Annotated in this window: 16 protein-coding genes; 9 read left to right on the top strand and 7 right to left on the bottom strand. The window is 72.1% G+C overall.

Annotated elements, in window-relative coordinates:
* Positions 1-25: 25 nt before the first annotated feature.
* Both AB5J87_RS16045 and AB5J87_RS16040 read left to right on the top strand, forming a co-directional pair.
* Positions 26-553 carry a SigE family RNA polymerase sigma factor gene (locus AB5J87_RS16045; protein WP_369377363.1) on the top strand — a complete coding sequence of 176 codons (528 nt, stop codon included), beginning with the start codon at positions 26-28 and terminating at the stop codon, positions 551-553.
* 208 nt (positions 554-761) lie between these two features.
* Positions 762-2,060, top strand: a complete 1,299-nt coding sequence (locus AB5J87_RS16040; protein ID WP_369377362.1) for a hypothetical protein — start codon at positions 762-764, stop codon at positions 2,058-2,060.
* 65 nt (positions 2,061-2,125) lie between these two features.
* Here AB5J87_RS16040 and AB5J87_RS16035 read toward each other — a convergent pair whose 3' ends face one another.
* Positions 2,126-3,823, bottom strand: a complete 1,698-nt coding sequence (locus AB5J87_RS16035; RefSeq protein ID WP_369377360.1) for a bifunctional 3'-5' exonuclease/DNA polymerase — start codon at positions 3,821-3,823, stop codon at positions 2,126-2,128.
* 348 nt (positions 3,824-4,171) lie between these two features.
* Between AB5J87_RS16035 and AB5J87_RS16030 the strand changes: the two genes are divergently transcribed.
* Positions 4,172-5,317: a DUF2786 domain-containing protein gene (locus tag AB5J87_RS16030; RefSeq protein ID WP_369377358.1), complete on the top strand. Its 1,146-nt coding sequence runs from the start codon at positions 4,172-4,174 to the stop codon at positions 5,315-5,317.
* Between the two features lie 475 nt (positions 5,318-5,792).
* Positions 5,793-7,880 carry an FUSC family protein gene (locus AB5J87_RS16025; RefSeq protein ID WP_369377357.1) on the top strand — a complete coding sequence of 696 codons (2,088 nt, stop codon included), beginning with the start codon at positions 5,793-5,795 and terminating at the stop codon, positions 7,878-7,880.
* A gap of 126 nt (positions 7,881-8,006) precedes the next feature.
* On the opposite strand, the gene AB5J87_RS16020 is transcribed toward AB5J87_RS16025, so the two are convergent.
* On the bottom strand, positions 8,007-8,570 hold the full coding sequence (locus AB5J87_RS16020) for a hypothetical protein (protein WP_369377356.1): 564 nt from the start codon (positions 8,568-8,570) through the stop codon (positions 8,007-8,009).
* A gap of 240 nt (positions 8,571-8,810) precedes the next feature.
* Here AB5J87_RS16020 and AB5J87_RS16015 point away from each other — a divergent pair, with 240 nt between their 5' ends.
* Positions 8,811-9,050 (top strand): DUF397 domain-containing protein, encoded by a 240-nt coding sequence (locus AB5J87_RS16015; RefSeq protein WP_329400994.1) that lies wholly within the window; start codon positions 8,811-8,813, stop codon positions 9,048-9,050.
* A gap of 172 nt (positions 9,051-9,222) precedes the next feature.
* Here AB5J87_RS16015 and AB5J87_RS16010 read toward each other — a convergent pair whose 3' ends face one another.
* Positions 9,223-9,732 carry an ATP-binding protein gene (locus AB5J87_RS16010; RefSeq protein WP_369377355.1) on the bottom strand — a complete coding sequence of 170 codons (510 nt, stop codon included), beginning with the start codon at positions 9,730-9,732 and terminating at the stop codon, positions 9,223-9,225.
* Positions 9,733-10,043: 311 nt separating this feature from the next.
* Between AB5J87_RS16010 and AB5J87_RS16005 the strand changes: the two genes are divergently transcribed.
* The 3 genes from AB5J87_RS16005 to AB5J87_RS15995 all read left to right on the top strand — a co-directional run bounded on the left by AB5J87_RS16005 (position 10,044) and on the right by AB5J87_RS15995 (position 13,212).
* Positions 10,044-10,907, top strand: coding sequence for a helix-turn-helix domain-containing protein (locus AB5J87_RS16005; protein ID WP_369377354.1), 864 nt, complete (start codon positions 10,044-10,046; stop codon positions 10,905-10,907).
* 122 nt (positions 10,908-11,029) lie between these two features.
* Positions 11,030-12,487: an aldehyde dehydrogenase family protein gene (locus AB5J87_RS16000; protein ID WP_369377352.1), complete on the top strand. Its 1,458-nt coding sequence runs from the start codon at positions 11,030-11,032 to the stop codon at positions 12,485-12,487.
* 140 nt (positions 12,488-12,627) lie between these two features.
* Complete coding sequence (locus AB5J87_RS15995; RefSeq protein ID WP_369377351.1) at positions 12,628-13,212, top strand: PadR family transcriptional regulator; 585 nt, start codon at positions 12,628-12,630, stop codon at positions 13,210-13,212.
* A gap of 124 nt (positions 13,213-13,336) precedes the next feature.
* Here AB5J87_RS15995 and AB5J87_RS15990 read toward each other — a convergent pair whose 3' ends face one another.
* Positions 13,337-14,767, bottom strand: coding sequence for a glutamate decarboxylase (locus tag AB5J87_RS15990; RefSeq protein ID WP_369377349.1), 1,431 nt, complete (start codon positions 14,765-14,767; stop codon positions 13,337-13,339).
* A gap of 20 nt (positions 14,768-14,787) precedes the next feature.
* On the bottom strand, positions 14,788-15,153 hold the full coding sequence (locus AB5J87_RS15985) for a YbjQ family protein (RefSeq protein WP_369377348.1): 366 nt from the start codon (positions 15,151-15,153) through the stop codon (positions 14,788-14,790).
* A 168-nt stretch (positions 15,154-15,321) separates the two neighbouring features.
* Between AB5J87_RS15985 and AB5J87_RS15980 the strand changes: the two genes are divergently transcribed.
* Positions 15,322-16,023 (top strand): DedA family protein, encoded by a 702-nt coding sequence (locus AB5J87_RS15980; RefSeq protein WP_369377347.1) that lies wholly within the window; start codon positions 15,322-15,324, stop codon positions 16,021-16,023.
* Positions 16,024-16,111: 88 nt separating this feature from the next.
* Here AB5J87_RS15980 and AB5J87_RS15975 read toward each other — a convergent pair whose 3' ends face one another.
* Both AB5J87_RS15975 and AB5J87_RS15970 read right to left on the bottom strand, forming a co-directional pair.
* Positions 16,112-17,782: a threonine/serine exporter ThrE family protein gene (locus tag AB5J87_RS15975; protein WP_369377346.1), complete on the bottom strand. Its 1,671-nt coding sequence runs from the start codon at positions 17,780-17,782 to the stop codon at positions 16,112-16,114.
* Between the two features lie 97 nt (positions 17,783-17,879).
* Entirely contained in the window at positions 17,880-18,374 is a 495-nt protein-coding gene (locus tag AB5J87_RS15970) for an inorganic diphosphatase (RefSeq protein WP_101389400.1), read from the bottom strand.
* Positions 18,375-18,554: the final 180 nt, after the last annotated feature.

Genomic DNA, 18,554 nt, shown 5'->3' with positions numbered 1-18,554 from the left:
GGGGAGGACGGGGGCAGGGGTGGCAATGAGAAAACCGAGGCAGTCGAAACAGGCGCGCCAGGACGCCTTCATGGAGTTCGCGTCCGGGCGCACCAACCAGCTTTTTCGTTCCGCATGCCTTCTGACCAGCGGAGACGTTCATCTGGCGGAAGACCTGACACAGGAAACGCTGGGGAAGATGTACGCGCTGTGGGGCCGCATGTCCCGGGTGGACAACCCGGCGGCCTACGCGCAGACCATCCTCGTCCGCACCTTCCTCACCCACCGCCGACGCCGCTCGGCCACCGAGCGGCCCATAGGCGAGCTGCCGGACCACCCCGTCACCACCGGCGACGACCCGGCGCTGCGGCTGGCGCTGCTGGACGCGCTGGCCCGGCTGGCGCCGAAGGACCGCGCGGTGGTGGTGCTGCGGTACTGGGAGGACCGCACCGTCGAGGAGACGGCGGACGCGATGCACGTCAGCTCGGCCGCCGTCCGCACCCGTTCGGTCCGCGCACTCGCGAAACTGCGCGAACACCTGGGCGGCACCCTCGCGGAGCTCGCCGCCCTCTGAAATACCCGGCTCTCTGAAGTACCCGAAACGCACACGTGCTTGTCGTGCTTGAAGTATCTGAAGCGACTGAGGTACCCGAAGTGCCCGAAGTGCCCGAAGTGCCTGAAAGTGCTCACGGTGCCCGCAGTGCTCACGGTGCCCGCAGCGCTCGCAGTGCTTGAACGACGGCTTCCGACCGATGACGACCACGCAAGGAGTGGGGTCCCACATGCCTTTCGAAGACCAGCTCGGCGACGCGATGCGCCGCACCGGCGACAGCTTCGCCCCGCAGGACCGCCCGGCGCTGCTGGATCGCGGCCTGATGAACGGTCGCCGCCGGGTGGTGCGCCGCCGGGTCGCCACGGTGACCGGCAGCGTAGTGGCGCTCGCGGCCGTCGGCCTCGGCGGGGCCTGGGCGAGCGGCCTGGTCGGCGACGGCTCCGGCGGCGCGGCCGACGGGAGCGGCACGTCGTCGTCCGTGGCCGCACCGCCCAAGTCGACGCTCCCCGAAGGGGTATCGGTCTCCGCCGAGCAGATGATCAAGAATCTGCTCGCCCTGCTCCCGGCCGGGAAGATCAGCCAGGAGCGGGGGACGGGCGCCGGCCCGGCCGGGGGTGCGTCGCCGGGGAGCGGTTCCGGATCGGGCTCCGGTGGGGTTCCGGGCGGTGGGGAGAAGTCCCCCATGCCGACGGCCTCGGTCGTCTACGACGACGGCAAGGGCGCGGCGTCGATCGGGATCGCCCTCAGCACGATCGACCCGGCGGGCGAGAGCGCGGCCCAGTATGTGAGCTGCCCGTCGAAGGCGATCGTCGACTACGACCACTGCTCGTCCCAAGTGCTCGCCGACGGCTCGCGGTTCATGCTCCTCCAGGGGTATGAGTACCCCGACCGGCGCGAGGCGACCAAGGACTGGCGGGCGACGCTGATCACGCCCAAGGGCGTCATGGTGGACGCGAACGAGTACAACGCACCGGCCGAGAAGGGGGCGCAGGTCTCCCGGGTCGACCCGCCGCTCACCGGCGCGCAGATGAAGTCGCTGGTCACGGCCGATGTGTGGAAGAGGACCATGGCGGGCGCCGCGGTGCCGCGCCATGAGCCGGTGCCCGCCGGGGAGCCGAGCGGGGCGTCCATGCAGCGGGAGCTGATCGCCTCCCTGCCGAAGGGCCTGCACGTCGTCGACAAGGGCAACCAGGGAGGCTATGCCTTCGTGGTGGTCGACGACGGCAAGGGCAAGAGCCTCATAGGCATCAACGTCCAGCCCAGGATGGGGGACATAGCGCTCCGGGGCACCGTCACCACCCTGCCCGACGGCACCCGGGTGGGCGAGGACCAGCGGCCGGGCGAGAAGGGCGGCGCGGGTGTGGTGTGGTGGGAGGTCGACACGGTCCGTACGACGGGTCTGCGGGTGGTCATCAGTGCCTTCAACACGGGCAACCAGAACTCCCCGGCGACCCGCGAGCAGCCCGCACTGACGATGGCCCAGCTGAAGGCGATAGCGCTCGACAAGAAGTGGGAGACGCTGAGGTAGGGGGAGAAGGGGGCCGGGAGGGCCAGTGGGTCGGGTCGCCGGCCGGTCGGTCCCCCCCCGGGGGCCTACTTCGCCTCCGAGTACCGCTCCACCACCGCCGTGGTGAACGGGAACCGCACCGGGGTCTCGCCGAAGGCGATGCGGCCGGCCAGGTCGCTCGCCGAGCGGATCGCCTTCACCACCAACGGCGCCTCCTCCTCGGGGCAGTGGACCATCACCTCGTCGTGCTGGAAGAAGACCAGCTCGGCCCGGGCCCCGGCGGTGGCGAGCTCCTGGCGCAGTGCGGCCAGGAGCAGCAGGGCCCAGTCGGCGGCGCTGCCCTGGACGACGAAATTACGGGTGAAGCGGCCCCGGGCGCGGGCGTTGCTCGACGCGTAGCCGGGGGTGAACTCGCCGTCCCCGCGCGGCGCTTCCTCCTCGGTCTCCTGGGGCAGGCCCGCCTCGCCGTCGTCGCCGGAACCGGCGGCGGGCGGGCTGGTGCGGCCCAGCCAGGTCCGCACCAGACGGCCCTCCTCGCCCGCCTTGGCCGCGTCGTCGACATAGGCCACGGCGCGGGGGAAGCGCCGTCGCAGCGCCGCCAGGTTCTTCAGGCCGTCGCCGGAGGTCTGGCCGTAGATCGCGCCGAGCAGAGCGAGCTTGGCGTGCTCCCGGTCGCCGGAGAAGGCGCGGTCGGACAGGGCGGTGTACAGATCGCCGTCGTGCCCGGCCACCTCCATCAGGCCGGGGTCGCGGGAGATGGCGGCGAGCACCCGCGGCTCCATCTGGTCGGCGTCGGCGACCACCAGCCGCCAGCCCGGGTCGGCGACGACGGCCTGCCTGATGACCTTGGGGATCTGGAGGGCGCCGCCGCCGTTGGTGGTCCAGCGTCCGCTGACCGTCCCGCCGGGTGTGTACTCGGGGCGGAAACGGCCCTCGCGCACCCAGTCGGCGAGCCAGCTCCAGCCGTGCGCGGTCCAGATCCGGTACAGCTTCTTGTACGCGATCAGGGGCGCGACGGCCGGGTGGTCGATCTCCTCCAGGGCCCAGCGCCGGGTGGAAGTGATCCGGATCCCGGCCTCGGCGAACGCCTTGATCACATCGGCGGGCAGATCGGGCCGCACCCGGCGGCCGAACGCGGCAGACACCTCGTCGGCGAGCTCGGCGAGGCGGCGCGGTTCGCCACCGCCCGCGTACCGCTCGCCCAGCAGGTCGTGGAGCAGGGCGCGGTGGACGTCGGCCCGCCAGGGCACGCCCGCCCGGTTCATCTCGGCGGCCACCAGCATCCCGGCGGACTCGGAGGCGGTGAGCAGCCGCATCCGGCCCGGGTGTTCGGCCCGGTCGTGCCGCCGCTGCTGGTCCGCGTACACCTCGACCAGGGCCTCCAGCGGAGGGGAGACGGCGCTGGGCGGTTCGAACAGGGGGGACTGACGGCTGGGCTCGACGGTGCGGGAGGGGGGATCGGGAGGTACGGGGAGCCGGTGCAGCCGGGCCCAGGCGGCCGCGGCCGAGCGGGGTTCGCCGAGGCGGCCTTCGTGGCCGAGGAGCAGGAGTTCGGCCGCCTCCAAGTCGTAGCAGCGCTCCACGCGGACGCCGGCGGCGAGCAGGCGGGGGTAGATGTCGGGGGTCGAGCGCCACACCCAGCGGCCGACGCCCGGCCGGGTCCGGACGGCGGCGGCCAGATCCGGTTCGTGCGCCACGGGCCCACTGGGCAGCCCGTCGTGCCCGAGGGCAACGAGCCGCGCGCCGCCGTCCTCGGTGGGGTCCAGCGCCCACTTCTCGTCCACGAGTGCGAGTGTGGCACCGGGTACTGACAATGTGGCGCCGCGCGCCGGTGGGGTCGTCCACAGACTGTGGACGAGTGCGACGGGTGGGCCGGGCCCGGCCCATGCCTGGGGCTCCGGCCCGGGACGACCCCGTACCCCGCCCCGATTCGTACCCCGGGGCCGACCCCGACCGTGCCTCGACCCGCATTCCGGGCCGACCCCGACCGTGCCTTGACCCGCATCCTGGGCCGACCCCGTACGCCGCCCCGAGCCGCATCCCGGGCTGGCCCGTCCCCCGTGTCGGCCCGTATCCGGACCGGGGCACGGTCCGTGTGCGGTGTTTGAGGAGGGGGCTGGGACGATCGTGGGGTGAGTGACGAGAAGACGGTTGATCTGGCGCTGGCCGCCGCGCTGTACGCCGAGACGGATGCGGGCCTGGACACCGGTGCTTCGCTGCTCGCCGCCGATCCGGCGGCCGATGCCGAGCTCGCCCTGCGCGGCCAGGATCTGATCGCACGGGCGTGGGAGCGGGGGTGGCAGCCCGCGGACGTCGTGCGGATGGTGCGGCGCGAGCTGGCCGAGCCGCAGGTGGCGCTGGTGGCCGAGCTCGTACGGGGGCAGCTGGGGAGGTACGGGGAGTTGCCGCCGCGCTGGGCCGAGCAGGTGGCGGCGCTGCCCGGGGAGGTGCGGCGGGCCGAGGACCGTTTCTCGCGGGCGACGGCCGTGCTGGAGCTGTACCGGCTGCTGCTGCGGCTGCCCTCGATCGAGCCGGTGGGGCCGGTGCCGGGTGCGGCGGTGCACCGCGCGCCCGTACACGGCGAGCCGAAGGCGCTGACCCGGATCCGGGGGCTGCTGGCGAAGGCGGAGGCGACGGAGTTCCCGGACGAGGCGGAGGCGCTGAGCGCCAAGGCGCAGGAGCTGATGGCGCTGCACAGCATCGACGAGGCGGTGCTCGCGGCGGGCGGGCGGCGCGCGGACGTACCGGGGGCGTGCCGGATCGGGGTGGACACGCCGTACGAGACGTCCAAGGCGATCCTGCTCGACGCGGTCGCCTCGGCGAACCACTGCCGGGCGGTGTGGAACGGGGAGCTCGGGTTCTCCACGGTCGTGGGGTTCGAGGCGGATCTGGAGGCGGTGGAGCTGCTGTACGGCTCGCTGCTGGTGCAGGGGCTGGCGGCGATGGTGCGGGCGGAGGCGGCGCAGCGGGCGGGCGGACGGAAGCGGACGAAGACGTTCCGGCAGTCGTTCCTGCTGGCGTACGCGCATCGGCTCGGCGATCTGCTCGCGGCGACGGCCCGACAGGTGGAGGAGGCGGCCGAGCGGCGCGACGACGCGTTGCTGCCGGTTCTGGCCACGCGCGCGGTGGCGGTCGCGGACCGGGCGGACGAGATGTTTCCGAGGACGGTGCGGACGCGGGTGCGGGGGGCGACGGACGAGGCGGGGTGGCAGGACGGGACGGCGGCGGCGAACCGGGCCCACCAGCCGGGCAGCCGCCGCCCCCTGCCACCGGTCTGAGGCTGCCCCTGCCCCCGGGCCCTCGGGGGGGGGGCGTGCCCTCGGGGGCTCCGCCCCGGACCCCTGGCGGGGGCTCCGCCCTCTCACCCCTGCACCCCTGGCCCCGCCTCCCGAAGGCCCGGGCGGGGCCCGCGCCCGGAAGACCTCGGCGAGGCTTCGTCCCCAGCCCCCGGCGGGAGCGCCCCCGGAAGGCTCCCCAGGGGACCCCGGGCCCACCAACCCCCGCGCACCCCGGAAGCCCTCGGCGGGGCGCCCCCGGGGCTTCGCCCCCCACGTGGGGGCACCTCTCCCGAGGGCTCGGTTGCCCCGCGCCCGCGAAGCCCTCAGCAGGGCTTCGCCTCCAGCTCCCAGCGGGGGCACCTCCGAAGGCTCCCCGGCGGGGCCCGGAACCCCTCGGTGGAGCTCTGCCCCCAGGTGGGGGCACCTCCCGCTGGGTTGAGGGGGTGGGGCGAGGCAGGGGCGTTACGCTCGGGCCATGGGCTGGGTCCGGGCGTTGAGGGAGACCGCGCGTTCGGGGCTGAGTGTGGAGCGGCGGCGGCTCGAACCCGCCGTGGCGTTGCGCGGGGCCGCCGGGCTCGCGCTGGTCGTCGGGGTGAGCCTCGCCGCGCTCGGTCCGGCCGCCGCCGTCAGCTCCGCGTTCGGCGCGCTGCAGGCGGCCATCGCCACCTTCCAGCGCAGCTGGCGCCCGCGCCCCGTGCTGGCGCTGGCCTCGGGGGCCTCCCTCGCCGTGTCGACCTTCCTCGGTTATCTGGTCGGCGCCCACTCGCCGTTCTTCCTGCTGCTGCTCGCCGTCTGGACCTTCGTGTCGGGGCTGGCCTGGGCCGTCGGTCCGACGGCCGGGATCATCGCGTCCTCCAACGTCGCGATCATGCTGGTCACGGTCACCCTGCCGACCTCGCTGGCCGCGGCCGCCGGACACGCGGCGCTGATCGCGGCGGGCGGTGTGGTCCAGGCGGCGCTGGTCGTCCTCGTACCGATCCGCCGCTGGGGCGCCCAGCGCGACGCGCTCGCGGACGCCCTCGCCGCCGTGGCGGACTACGCGCGCAGGCTGCGCCACGACCCGCGCGCCCCCTTCGACCCGGGCCCGCTGATGACGGCCCGCCTGGCCGCCGCCGTCACGCCCCGCGAGGCCCGTCGCAGACCGGCCGAGCTGCACGGCTCGCGCGGCGTCGCCGAGCGCATCAGACCCGTACTCGCCTCGCTCGCCGATCCGGCGCTCGGGGTCCCCGAGGAGGGCCGCGAGCGCGACCGGGTGCGCGAACTGCTCGGCGCCGCCGCCTCCGTGCTCGACGCGGCGGCCCGCGCGATCCGGCACGGCGAGGAGGTCCGCATCCCCGCGCCGGCCGCCGCCGCGCTGCGCACCCCGGACACCGGCGCGATCCTCACCGGCCCGGCCTTCCGTGCCGCGACCCGGCTGATCGCCCTGCTCGGCGATGTGATGGAGACGGCCGAGGGGACCGGCGGCGCCGGGGCGGAGCCGCTGCTGCGGCCGACCGTGCCCCGGCTCGTTCCGGTCGCGCTGCGCACGATGCGCGCGGAGTGCGCCCGGCGCGACTCCCCGGTGTTCCGGCACGCCGCCCGGGTCTGCGCGGTCGCCGCCGCCGGCTATGTGATCGGCCAGGCCCTGCCGCTCGGCCACGGCTACTGGGCGCCGATGGCCTCCGTGATGGTGATGCGCCCGGACTTCTCCCAGACGTACTCCCGCGCGGTCGCCCGTTTCGGCGGCACCCTCGTCGGCGTCGCCGTCGCCACCGGGATCGTCCAGCTCACCCACCCCGGCCCGGTGCTCTCGATCACCCTCGCGGTGCTCTGCGCGTTCCTGCTGTACCTGCTGATGCGTACGGGGTACGCGGCGGCCAGCGCGTGCGTCTCCGCGTACGTGGTCTTCCTGCTCGGCACCGGCGGACTGCGCTGGACCCAGACCGTTCCCGACCGGGTGCTGCTCACGCTGCTCGGCGGGGTGCTGGCGATGGCCTCGTACGCGGTCTACCCGGCCTGGGAGACGCCCCGGCTCCGGACCCGCCTGGCGGACTGGCTGGCGGCCTGCGGACGGTACGCGGCGGCCGTGGCCGACCGGTACGCCGACCCGGCCGCCCCCGCCGACGAGGTCCGGCGGGCGCTGCTCGACACCCGGGCGGCCCGGCTCGCCTGGGAGGAGGCGCTGGAACGGGCCAGGCACGAGCCGGTGCGCCACCGGGGCCTGTCGCGCGCGGTCGCCGACGAGGCCGGGCACGCGGTCGGCCAGTTCGGGCGGATCGCGATGCTGATGGAGGCGCACGTGCCCGAACGGGGCGCGGACCCGGTGCCGGGCGCCGCCGCGTTCGCCGAGGCGCTGCGGGAGGCGACCGGGCGGGGCGCCAGGGAGGTCCGGGAGCGCAAGGTGCCGGGGTGGGACGAGGTGGAGCGGGCGCTGGCGGCGCGGGACGGCGAGGCGGGCGCCGACCGGGTCGTACGCAAGGGCGCGGGTCTGCTGCTCGACGCCCTGCGCGACTTCTCCGACGCGCTCGCCTCGCCCGCGCCACCGATGGCGGTGAAGGACGCGGCCGGGCCACCGCGTCCCTGAGCGGGCGGCGGGCCCGGAGGTACGGGGCGGGGACGCCGCCGACCCGTCACGCTCGGGGGTACGAGGATGGCGATGCGGCCGGCCCGACCGCGCCGGGCTCCGGGGGACCGGCCGCCGTGCCCGGATCTACGGTGTCGGGACGCCGCCCGCCGTCATCCCCGGCGGGACCTTGCCGTCCAGCTCCGACTTGGTGAACTTGTCCGTCGTGCCGCCCTCCCACTTCACCGTGAGGGTCTTGCCGTCCGGGCCGAGCGAGGGCATGCCCGCGACGCGGTCGGTGTTGCCGTCGGCGCACTTCAGCTCGATCATCGCCATGCCGTTGTCGTTGACCGTGCCGGTGCACGTGTGTTCGCCGCCGAGCGCCACGGTCGTACCGCTGATCACCAGGGCGGTGGGCTTGCCCTGGAGGACCGCGGCCCATGCCCCCGCGATGTCCTTCGCGGCCACCTTGCCCGAGCCCGGTCCGGAGCCCGACCCAGAACCGGAACCCGAGCCGCCGCCGGCCCCGTTGCCGCTGCCGCCACCGTTCGCACCCGCGCTCTGCGACGGGGACGACGCCGCTCCGCCGGTGCTCTTCTGTCCGTCCTTGTCCTTCGCCTTGTCGCCGTTGTCCGAGCTGGAGCACCCGGCCAGGGCGAGGCAGGCGGCGAGGGCGAGGGCGCCCGTCCCGGTGCGTACGTGCCTGTGCACTGTGAAATCCCCTTGCGTCGGCGGTTCTCGGACCGCGACAAGCTACCAGCGGGTGAACCAGCCGGGCGTGAGGCGCGTCTATACCCAGTGGGCGAGGGGTTCAACCCGGTGAAACGCCTGTAACGGCCCGCGTACCGCGCGTGCACGTGCATATGCTCATGCAGGCGCACATGAACACGGCTATGATCCGGGGCAGTTGACCTTTCACGAATGCACCCCTGCACATCCCCGGGAGCGACCTTGCACCACGCGTACAACGGCATGGCGGCAACGGAGCTTCACGGTGTCGTCTGGCAGAAGAGCCGTCACAGCAATTCGCAGGGAACCTGCGTGGAGTTCGCCCGGCTGCCCGGCGGGAGGGTTGCGGTCCGTAACTCGACGTTTCCGGACGGGCCCGCGCTGGTCTACACCCGCGCGGAGATCGAAGCGATGCTGCTCGGCATCAAGGACGGCGAGTTCGACCACCTGATCACCGACTGACCGATCGCCGGCTGGCTGATAGCCGATTGACCGACCGTCGACCGGCCGATCACGGATTGATCGCCGCCCGATCGTCACCCGGCCTCGGCCGATCGCCTGGAACAAGCCGAACGCCGACCGGTTCCCCACGGGGCCGATCGGCGTTTTCGCCGTGCTCGGGCCAGGCTCGGGCTCAGTCGGACGGCTGGAGGCGGAACAAGGCCCAGACCACCTTGCCGTGCAGGGTGCCGGTGAGCGGGTGCCAGCCCCAGGAGTCGCTGAAGGAGTCCACCAGGAACAGGCCGCGCCCCGACTCGGCGTCGCAGTCGTCGGAGCCGGGCGAGGACGGGCTGTCCACACTGGGGTCGCGCACCGCGCACACCAGTCGGCTGGTCCAGCGCATCAGGTGCAGCCGCACCGGCGACTCGCACTCGCGGGCCTCACGGACGGTGTCGACGGGCAGCGCGTGCCGCAGGGCGTTGGTGACGAGTTCCGAGACGACCAGGGCGACTTCGTCGAACCGTTCCGTCAGGTCCCACTGGCCGAGGGTCTTCCTGGTGAACTGTCTCGCGCCGCCCACGGCCTCGTAGCGGGCGGGCAGGGCACAGGAGGCGGAACTGGCCACGGCGGACGGGTCGATGGGCGGGAGGGTCTGCCTTAAAGGCTCCAACGGCTCCAGCATGGTCGATCCATTCGTCCCCATGCGAGGCACTCCCGGGATTCGCGGCCGTGGCGGTACAGGTGAACGTGGCGTGCAGCAGAACAGAACGCAGGACACAGCAGGACACAAGACGAGCACGCAGGTGCGCGGGGACCATGGTTCCGAATGCCCGCTCCCGATGCAAGGGCAGATGCACGTGCACGTGCCAGACCTGTCCAAACCCGTGGTGATTCTTGCTCATTTCTTCCCGAGGCCGATTTCGTAGCTTGACCATTTCCGTAATCGATTGAGTACGGGGTGAAGCGTTTTGGTGGCAGACTGCCGAGCACCGTCGGTTGGGGAGGGACAGCGAAGTGACCGCAGGAGAGTCGAGCGGGTCGGTGGTCCGGCGCATTCTGCTGGGATCACAGCTCAGGCGCCTGCGCGAGTCCCGGGGCATCACCCGTGAGGCCGCCGGGTATTCGATCAGGGCGTCCGAGTCGAAGATCAGTCGTATGGAGTTGGGGCGGGTGAGCTTCAAGGCAAGGGATGTCGAAGACCTGCTGACGCTCTACGGGGTCACCGACGACGCCGAGCGCGCGTCGCTCCTGGGGCTGGCGAAAGAGGCCAACATCGCCGGCTGGTGGCACAGTTACGGGGACGTGCTGCCGGGCTGGTTCCAGACGTACATCGGTCTGGAGGGCGCGGCCTCGCTCATCCGCATCTATGAAGTCCAGTTCGTGCACGGCCTGTTGCAGACCGAGGCGTACGCGCACGCGGTGGTCAAGCGCGGCATGCCCAACGGGTCGAACGCCGAGATAGAGCGCCGGGTGGCCCTGCGCCTGGAGCGCCAGAAGGCCCTGGTCTCCGAGCGCGCTCCCCGCTTCCACGCCGTCCTGGACGAGGCGGCGCTGCGCCGCCCGTACGGCGAACGGGACGTGATGCGCGGGCAGTTGCGGCACCTCATCGACGTGTCCGAGCAGCCGAACGTGACGCTCCAGGTGATGCCGTTCAGCTTCGGCGGCCACGCGGGCGAGAGCGGTGCCTTCACCCTGCTGCGGTTCCCGGAGTCCGACCTCTCCGACATCGTCTATCTGGAGCAGCTCACCAGCTCGCTCTATCTCGACAAGCCGGAGGAGGTCGCCCAGTACGAAAGGGCGATGGAACGGCTCCAGAAGGACAGTCCGGGACCGGAGGAGAGCCGCGATCTTCTCCGCGGACTGCTCCAACTCATCTGATACGTCAGTACGATGACGTCACATCAGGATGGTGCAGCGGAAGCGGGGGACACAGTGGACGCGACGAAGTACCCGTTCGCGACGGACACGGTGGCGGCGCAGTGGCAGCAGTAAGGGATGGCATGTCCTTCTTCACCGACCTGGCCCACCAGTACATCGACGGTGAGTGGCGCACCGGCAGTGGTTCGTGGGACATCATCGACTTCGATCCGTACAACGGGGAGAAGCTCGCCGCCATCACGGTCGCCACGGTGGACGAGGTCGACCAGGCGTACCGCGCGGCCGAGCGCGCCCAGGTCGGCTGGGGCGAGACCAACCCCTATGCCCGGCGGCTGGTCTTCGAGCGCGCCCTGCGGATCACCGAGGAGCGCGAGCCGGAGATCATCGAGGCGATCGTCACCGAACTCGGCGGCACCCGGCTCAAGGCCGGCTACGAGGTCCACCTCGCCAAGGAGTTCCTGCGCGAGGCGATCCAGCTCGCGATCCGCCCGGAGGGCCGCATCCTGCCCTCGCCGGTGGACGGCAAGGAGAACCGCGTCTACCGGCTGCCGGTCGGCGTCGTCGGGGTGATCAGCCCCTTCAACTTCCCCTTCCTGGTGACGATGAAGTCGGTCGCCCCGGCCCTCGCGCTCGGCAACGCCGTCGTGATAAAGCCGAATCAGAACGCGCCGGTGGTCGGCGGCGGTCTGATCGCCAAGGTCTTCGAGGACGCGGGCCTGCCCGCCGGGCTGCTGAACGTGCTGGTCACGGACATCGCCGAGATAGGCGACGCGCTCATAGAGCACCCGGTGCCCAAGGTGATCTCGTTCGCGGGCTCCGACCGCACCGGCCGCCATGTGGCCGCCGTCGCGGGCAGCCACTTCAAGCGGGCCATCCTGGAGCTGAGCGGCAACAGCGCCCTGGTCGTGCTGGAGGACGCGGACGTCGACTACGCGGTCGAGGCGGCTGTTTTCAGCCGGTTCGTCTACCAGGGGCAGGTCTGTATGGCCGCCAACCGGGTGCTGGTGGACAAGAGCATCGAGCGCGAGTTCACCGAGAAGTTCATCGCGCGGGTGACGGCGCTGAAGACCGGCGACCCCGCCGACCCGGCCACCGACATCGGCCCGGTGATCAACCACTTCCAGGCGGACGCGCTGACCACCCTGGTCGACCAGGCCCTCGCCGAGGGCGCCACCGCGCTGGTGCGGGGCCGCACCCGGGGCAACCTCGTCGAGCCGACCATCCTCGCCGGGCTGCCCGAGGACTCCCCGCTGCTGCGCCAGGAGATCTTCGGCCCGGTGGTGCTGCTGCTCACCTTCGACGGCGAGGAGGAGGCGGTCCGGCTGGCCAACGACAGTCCGTACGGGCTGAGCGGCGCCGTCCACACCGCCAATGTCGAGCGGGGCGTGCGGTTCGCCAAGCGGATCGTCACCGGGATGATCCACGTCAATGACTCCACCATCCAGGACGAGCCGCTGGTGTCGTTCGGCGGCGAGAAGTACTCGGGGCTCGGCCGGCTCAACGGCGACTCGACGGTGGAGGCGTTCACCACGCAGAAGTGGGTCTCGGTCCAGCACGGGCGGAGCCAGTTCCCCTTCTGAGGAGCTCTGGGGGGCGCTGAGGAGCTCTGAGCAGTGCTGGGGAGCCCTGAGCGGGGGTGAGGGGGACGGCGGCGCGCGAGGGGGCGCGGGTGGCGGACCGTGTGCGGGAGGGCCGAGGTCAGGGCCCTAACCTGGATGCCGTGTCAGCCATCCGACTCCTCGTCCTCGGCGCGATCCGCCAGCACGGCCGGGCGCACGGCTACCAGGTCCGCAACGACCTGGAGTACTGGGGTGCGCACGAGTGGTCCAACGCCAAACCGGGCTCGATCTACCACGCCCTGAAGCAGATGGCGAAGGAGGGCGTGCTGCACGCCCACGAGATCGCGCCGAGCACCGCGGGCGGACCGCCGCGCACCGAGTACGAGCTGACGGACGCGGGCCGCGAGGAGTATCTGAAGCTGCTGCGCGCGGCGCTGACCTCGTACGACCAGAAGATGGACATGCTCTCGGCGGCCATCGGCTTCATGGTCGACCTGCCGCGCGCCGAGGTGGTGGCGCTGCTGGGCGAGCGGCTGGACAAACTGGCCCGCTGGCGGACCTCGGTCACCGAGTACTACGTGCCCGCGGAGGGCCCGGAGTCCCTCGGCCACATCGGCGAGATCATGAACATGTGGGTGCACTCGGCGGACGCGGAGGCGGAGTGGACCCGCGGTCTGATCGCCCGCATCGAGAAGGGCGCCTACACGTTCGCGAACGAGGGGGAGCCCTTCGTGGGCGTCCTGTAGGGAGCGGACGGAGACCGGAGCGGACGGAGACCGGGGGAGAGCGGGCGACCGGCCGCACCCCGCGCCCGAAGGCGCACCCCGCAACCCCGCACCCCTCGCCCCGCAGGCGCGGCCCCGCCCGGCCTCAGTGGTGGAACGCCGTGGCCACCGACGTGTCCCGCCCGAGCGGCGCGTCCTGGCGCCGCAGCTCGGGCAGCACCCGCTCCAGGTCCTCCACCAGCATCGCCGCCAGGTCCGCCGAGAACCCGTTGCGGCACACCACCCGCAGCACGGACAGGTCCTCCCGGTGGGGCGGGAAGGTGTACGCGGGCACCAGCCACCCCCGCTCCCGCAGCCGCCGCGACACGTCGAACACGTCGAACCGGCTGATCTCCGGCGCCGTCGTGAACGCGAACACCGGCAACTGGTCGCCGCGCGTGAGCAGTTCGAAGTCGCCGATCGCCTGGATCCGCTCGGCCAGCGCCCGCGCCACGTCGCGCGTGGTCTGCTGGACCGCCCGGAACCCCTCCCTCCCCAGCCGCAGGAACGTGTAGTACTGGGCCACCACCTGCGCCCCCGGCCGCGAGAAGTTCAGCGCGAACGTGGGCATGTCGCCGCCCAGGTAGTTCACCCGGAAGACCAGTTCCTCGGGCAGCTCGGCCGCCGAGCGCCACAGGGCCCAGCCCACCCCGGGGTACACCAGCCCGTACTTGTGACCGGACGTGTTGATCGAGGACACCCGGGGCAGCCGGAAGTCCCACACCAGGTCCTCGTCGAGGAAGGGCGCCACCATCGCCCCGGACGCCCCGTCCACATGCACCGGCACGTCCAGACCCGTACGCTCCTGCAACGCGTCGAGCGCCGCGCAGAGTTCCCCGATCGGCTCGTACGATCCGTCGAAGGTCGAGCCGAGCACCCCGACCACGCCGATCGTGTTCTCGTCGCAGAGTTCGGCGGCGGCCCGCGGGTCGAGGTGGTAGCGGTCGCCCTCCATCGGCACCTGGCGGGCCTCGACCTCCCAGAAGGTGCAGAACTTCTCCCAGCAGACCTGGACGTTCACGCCCATCACCAGGTTGGGCACCGCGTCGCGGCCGGGGTAGCGGTCCGCGTTCCGCTTGGCCCAGCGCCGCTTCAGCGCCATCCCGGCCAGCATGCACGCCTCGCTCGACCCGGTGGTCGAGCAGCCCACCGCGCCCGCCGGGTCCGGGACGTGCCAGAGGTCGGCGAGCATCGCCACGCACCGCCGTTCCAGCTCGGCGGTGCGCGGGTACTCGTCCTTGTCGATCATGTTCTTGTCGCGGCACTCCGCCATCAGCACCCCGGCCTGCGGCTCCATCCAGGTGGTGACGAAGGTGGCCAGGTTCAGCCGGGAGTTGCCGTCCAGCATGAGTTCGTCGTGGACGAGCTGGTACGCCGTGGCGGGGGCCAGCGGCCGGTCCGGCAGCCGGTGCCGGGGCGGCGCGGACGTCATGGAGCCGACCGGGTCGGCCTCGCCGAAGAAGGGGTTCAGGGCGAGCCGCCCGTACTCCTTCTCGTACTCCCGCTCCTCGTCGCCGCTGCCTCGGTGCAGTGCCATGGCGTGCCCGTTCTCCTCCGTCAGAGCTTGGTGAGCACGACGGCCGTGCCGTACGCGCAGACCTCCGTGCCGACGTCGGCAGCCTCGGTGACGTCGAAGCGCATCATGAGGACGGCGTTCGCCCCACGCGCGCGTGCCTGTTCCACCAGGCGCTCCATGGCCTGGTTGCGGGTCTGCACGAGGGTCTTGGTCAGGCCCTTGAGCTCGCCGCCGATCATGGACTTCAGGCCCGCGCCGATCTGGCTGCCGAGGTGGCGGGAGCGCACGGTCAGGCCGAAGACCTCACCGATGACCTGCTGGACCTGATAGCCGGGTACGTCGTTGGTGGTGACCACCAGTACGTCGGACTGGGCGCCCTGACCGCCGCCGAAATCCTCGATGCCCATCGTGCCTACCTCCTGGAGTTCCTGGACACAGCTTTGTACCGGTCCGAGCACAGCGCATCCGCAGGAGCCCACTGGAACCTGGATCGATCCGAACGCGTTGATAACTTTGGCCCGTCAACGCGCTGCTTACCCGCCCCGCCCTCCCCCTCACCCAGGAGCCCGGAACCCGTGACCAACCTCGCACTCGGTCCGAGCTGGCTGGACCCCGACCAGCTGCTGTCGTCCTTCGGCCTGGCCGGTCTGCTGGTGATCGTCTTCGCCGAGTCCGGCCTGCTCATCGGGTTCTTCCTGCCGGGCGACTCGCTCCTGTTCACCACGGGTCTGCTGGTCACCAGCGGCAAGATCGACACCCCGCTGTGGCTGGTCTGCCTGCTGGTGGTGGCCGCCGCCGTCGTCGGCGACCAGGTGGGCTACCTCTTCGGCCGCAAGGTCGGCCCCTCGCTCTTCAACCGGCCGGACTCCAAGCTGTTCAAGCAGGAGAACGTGGAGAAGGCCCACGAGTTCTTCGAGAAGTACGGCCCCAAGTCGCTGGTGCTGGCCCGCTTCGTGCCGATCGTGCGGACGTTCACGCCGATCATCGCGGGCGTGAGCCGGATGAACTACCGCTCGTTCATCACGTACAACGTGATCGGCGGCACCCTGTGGGGCGCGGGCGTGACGCTGCTGGGCGCGGCCCTGGGCAACGTCGAGTTCGTGCACAAGAACATCGAGCTGATGCTGGTCGCGATCGTGCTGATCTCGGTGGTGCCGATCGCCATCGAGTTCCTGCGGGCCCGCTCCAAGGCGAAGAAGGCGGGCCCGGGCGCCCAGGGCGGCCCGGACGCCTCCGCCCCCCGCCCGCCCCAGCGCAGGCGCCACGCGAAGCGCTGAACCCCGTCAGAACCGCCGGCCCCGGGCACAAGCCCCGGACCGCCGTCCCCAGCGGACCGGGGTCCCCGGCAAAAGCCCCGGGCCCCGGTCAGAAGCCCCGGGTCCGCTTGGCCGCCTTGCGGGCCGAGCCCGGGGCCTTGAGGAACATCCGGGACACCTCGCTGCCGAGGTTCACCCCGATCGCGATGGCCATGGCCAGCGCCGCCGCCTTGGCGATGTTGGCCAGCCCCTGGTCCCGGTGGTTCTGGGCGATGGCCAGCACCCCGAAGTAGGTGGCGCTACCGGGCAGCAGGGGCCCGATCGCGGCGGTCACGTACGGCAGCGCGGAGGTGTTCCGGTAGCGCGCGAGGAGCTGGCCGAAGAGGCCGACGAGCCCCGCCGCCACCGCCGTGGCCATGATCGGCGAGCCCTTCGCGGTGACCGCGATCGACGCGTAGATCACCCAGGCGATGCCGCCGTTCACCGTGGCGATCCACACGGTGGACCGTTCCTGCTGGAGCAGTACGGCGAAGGTCAGGCACAGCACCATCGAGGCGAGCGTCTGCACGACGGGCCGTTCGATGGGGCTGAGCGCCGCTTCCGGATTGAGCTTGGCGTCGACCTGGAGCCCCCCGTACAGCACGGTGAGGACGCCGATCACGATCGCCACGAAGAAGTACGTGACTTCGAGGAGGCGGGCCGAGGCGGTGATGTAGAAGCCGGTCAGGCCGTCCTGGACGGCGGCCACCAGGGCCCGTCCGGGGATCAGGGCGAACAGCCCACCGGTGATGACCGCCGAGGGCCGCAGGTCCCAGCCGAGCAGGCTGAGGGCCACCCCCATCGCGGCCGGCGGCATCGCGGCCACCACGAACTGGTAGAACTCCGGCAGCCCGCGCGCCGCGCAGAGCCAGGCGAGCCGGTCGCCGAGGATCGCCCCGGCCGCGGCCACCGCGAACACCGTCACGCCGCCGCCGACCAGCACCGAGGCGGCCCCGGCGAGCACGCCCGCCGCGAGGGTGAGGACCCAGCCGGGGTACGGGTGGCGGTTGCGGCGGATCTCCGCGAGCCGCCGGTACGCCTCTTCGAGGGTGACGTCGTGGTCGGAGCTGGTCATGTCCGTGACGAGCCGGTGCACGGCGGCGAGCCGGGTGTAGTCGGTGCCCCGGCGGCGCACCGTCCGGTTCGCCGTGACGGGGTCGTCCACCAGCGACGGCTGATGGGTGATCGACAGCAGGGTGAAGGTCACCGTCGGCTCGCAGCGGTCCAGACCGTACGAGCGGCAGATCGCGAACATCGCCGCCTCGACGTCCTCCGCGCCCTCGCCGCCCGCGAGCAGCAGTTCGCCGATGCGCAGGGTCAGGTCGAGCACGCGGGGCACGGCGGGCCCGGACTCGTCCGTCTTCAGCGGCGCCTCCGGCACCGGCCGCTCGCCGACCGGCATCCGCAGCATGGTGCGCATGCGGTCCTGCCAGGGCGCGTCCTTGGAGAGGCGGACCAACGGCAGACCGGCCGTGGTGATCGTGGCGGGCGGCGCCTCGCGGGCCGAGTAGGTGCTGGGCGTCGCGAAGGCCGAGGAGGGCTGCTCGTGCATCGGCTCGGGCTCCGGCACGCCCGCCGGAAGCGCGAACTCCGAGGTCGGCGCGTCCTCCTCCAGCGGCGCGGGGTGGTCCACCCCGTCGGGAGCCGCGAAGGCGCTGTGTGCCTCGTCCGAGGGCTTCCGCTCCTCCGGCGCCTGCTGCTCGGCCACCTCTCGCCTCCCTCCGGTCCCTTCCGTACGCATGCGTGTGCCCAGTATGTGGGTGATCATCGGGTGATACGACAACGGGCGGCGCACCCCGGAAGGTGCACCGCCCGCTGTCGTACCGGTCAGAGACGCGTCAGTGCGCGCCGCCCTGCGCCTCCAGGCGCTTGTAGGAAGCCTTGATCTCTTCCTCGGCCTCGGCGCGGCCGACCCAGTTGGCGCCCTCGACGGACTTGCCGGGCTCCAGGTCCTTGTAGACCTCGAAGAAGTGCTGGATCTCCAGGCGGTCGAACTCGGAGACGTGGTGGATGTCGCGCAGGTGCTCCACGCGCGGGTCCGAGGCCGGGACGCAGAGCAGCTTGTCGTCGCCGCCCGCCTCGTCGGTCATCCGGAACATGCCGATGGCGCGGCAGCGGATCAGGCAGCCGGGGAAGGTCGGCTCGTCCAGGATGACCAGCGCGTCCAGCGGGTCGCCGTCCTCGCCGAGGGTGTTCTCGACGAAGCCGTAGTCCGCCGGGTAGCTGGTCGAGGTGAAGAGGCGACGGTCCAGGCGGATCCGGCCGGTCTCGTGGTCCACCTCGTACTTGTTCCGCGAACCCTTCGGGATCTCGATGGTGACGTCGAACTCCACGGGTGGCTCTCCTCCATGATCAGCACATGCAACGGTCGGTTGCTGCGTCCCCCGGGTGGACCCGGGACGCTCAGCCGGACGGGCCGCCGGTGCTGACCCGGAGTGCCATGTTCGCGGCAAGACGCAGTTCTGGTGATTAAGTGTCCCTCACGCAGGTGTGTGATCGCGAAAGGGGCTGGT

Origin of the sequence: Streptomyces sp. cg36 (genome assembly GCF_041080675.1) — a bacterium.
Lineage (GTDB): Bacteria > Actinomycetota > Actinomycetes > Streptomycetales > Streptomycetaceae > Streptomyces.
The sequence above is the reverse complement of the archived record's forward strand: the minus strand, read 5'-3'. Positions and strand labels throughout refer to the sequence as shown.

Coding starts and splice junctions, on each gene's coding strand:
- AB5J87_RS16045 (WP_369377363.1), top strand. CDS start 26: ATGAGAAAACCGAGGCAGTCGAAACAGGCGCGCCAGGACGCCTTCATG.
- AB5J87_RS16040 (WP_369377362.1), top strand. CDS start 762: ATGCCTTTCGAAGACCAGCTCGGCGACGCGATGCGCCGCACCGGCGAC.
- AB5J87_RS16025 (WP_369377357.1), top strand. CDS start 5,793: ATGGGCTGGGTCCGGGCGTTGAGGGAGACCGCGCGTTCGGGGCTGAGT.
- AB5J87_RS16010 (WP_369377355.1), bottom strand. CDS start 9,732: ATGGGGACGAATGGATCGACCATGCTGGAGCCGTTGGAGCCTTTAAGG.
- AB5J87_RS16000 (WP_369377352.1), top strand. CDS start 11,030: ATGTCCTTCTTCACCGACCTGGCCCACCAGTACATCGACGGTGAGTGG.
- AB5J87_RS15990 (WP_369377349.1), bottom strand. CDS start 14,767: ATGGCACTGCACCGAGGCAGCGGCGACGAGGAGCGGGAGTACGAGAAG.
- AB5J87_RS15985 (WP_369377348.1), bottom strand. CDS start 15,153: ATGGGCATCGAGGATTTCGGCGGCGGTCAGGGCGCCCAGTCCGACGTA.
- AB5J87_RS15975 (WP_369377346.1), bottom strand. CDS start 17,782: ATGCGTACGGAAGGGACCGGAGGGAGGCGAGAGGTGGCCGAGCAGCAG.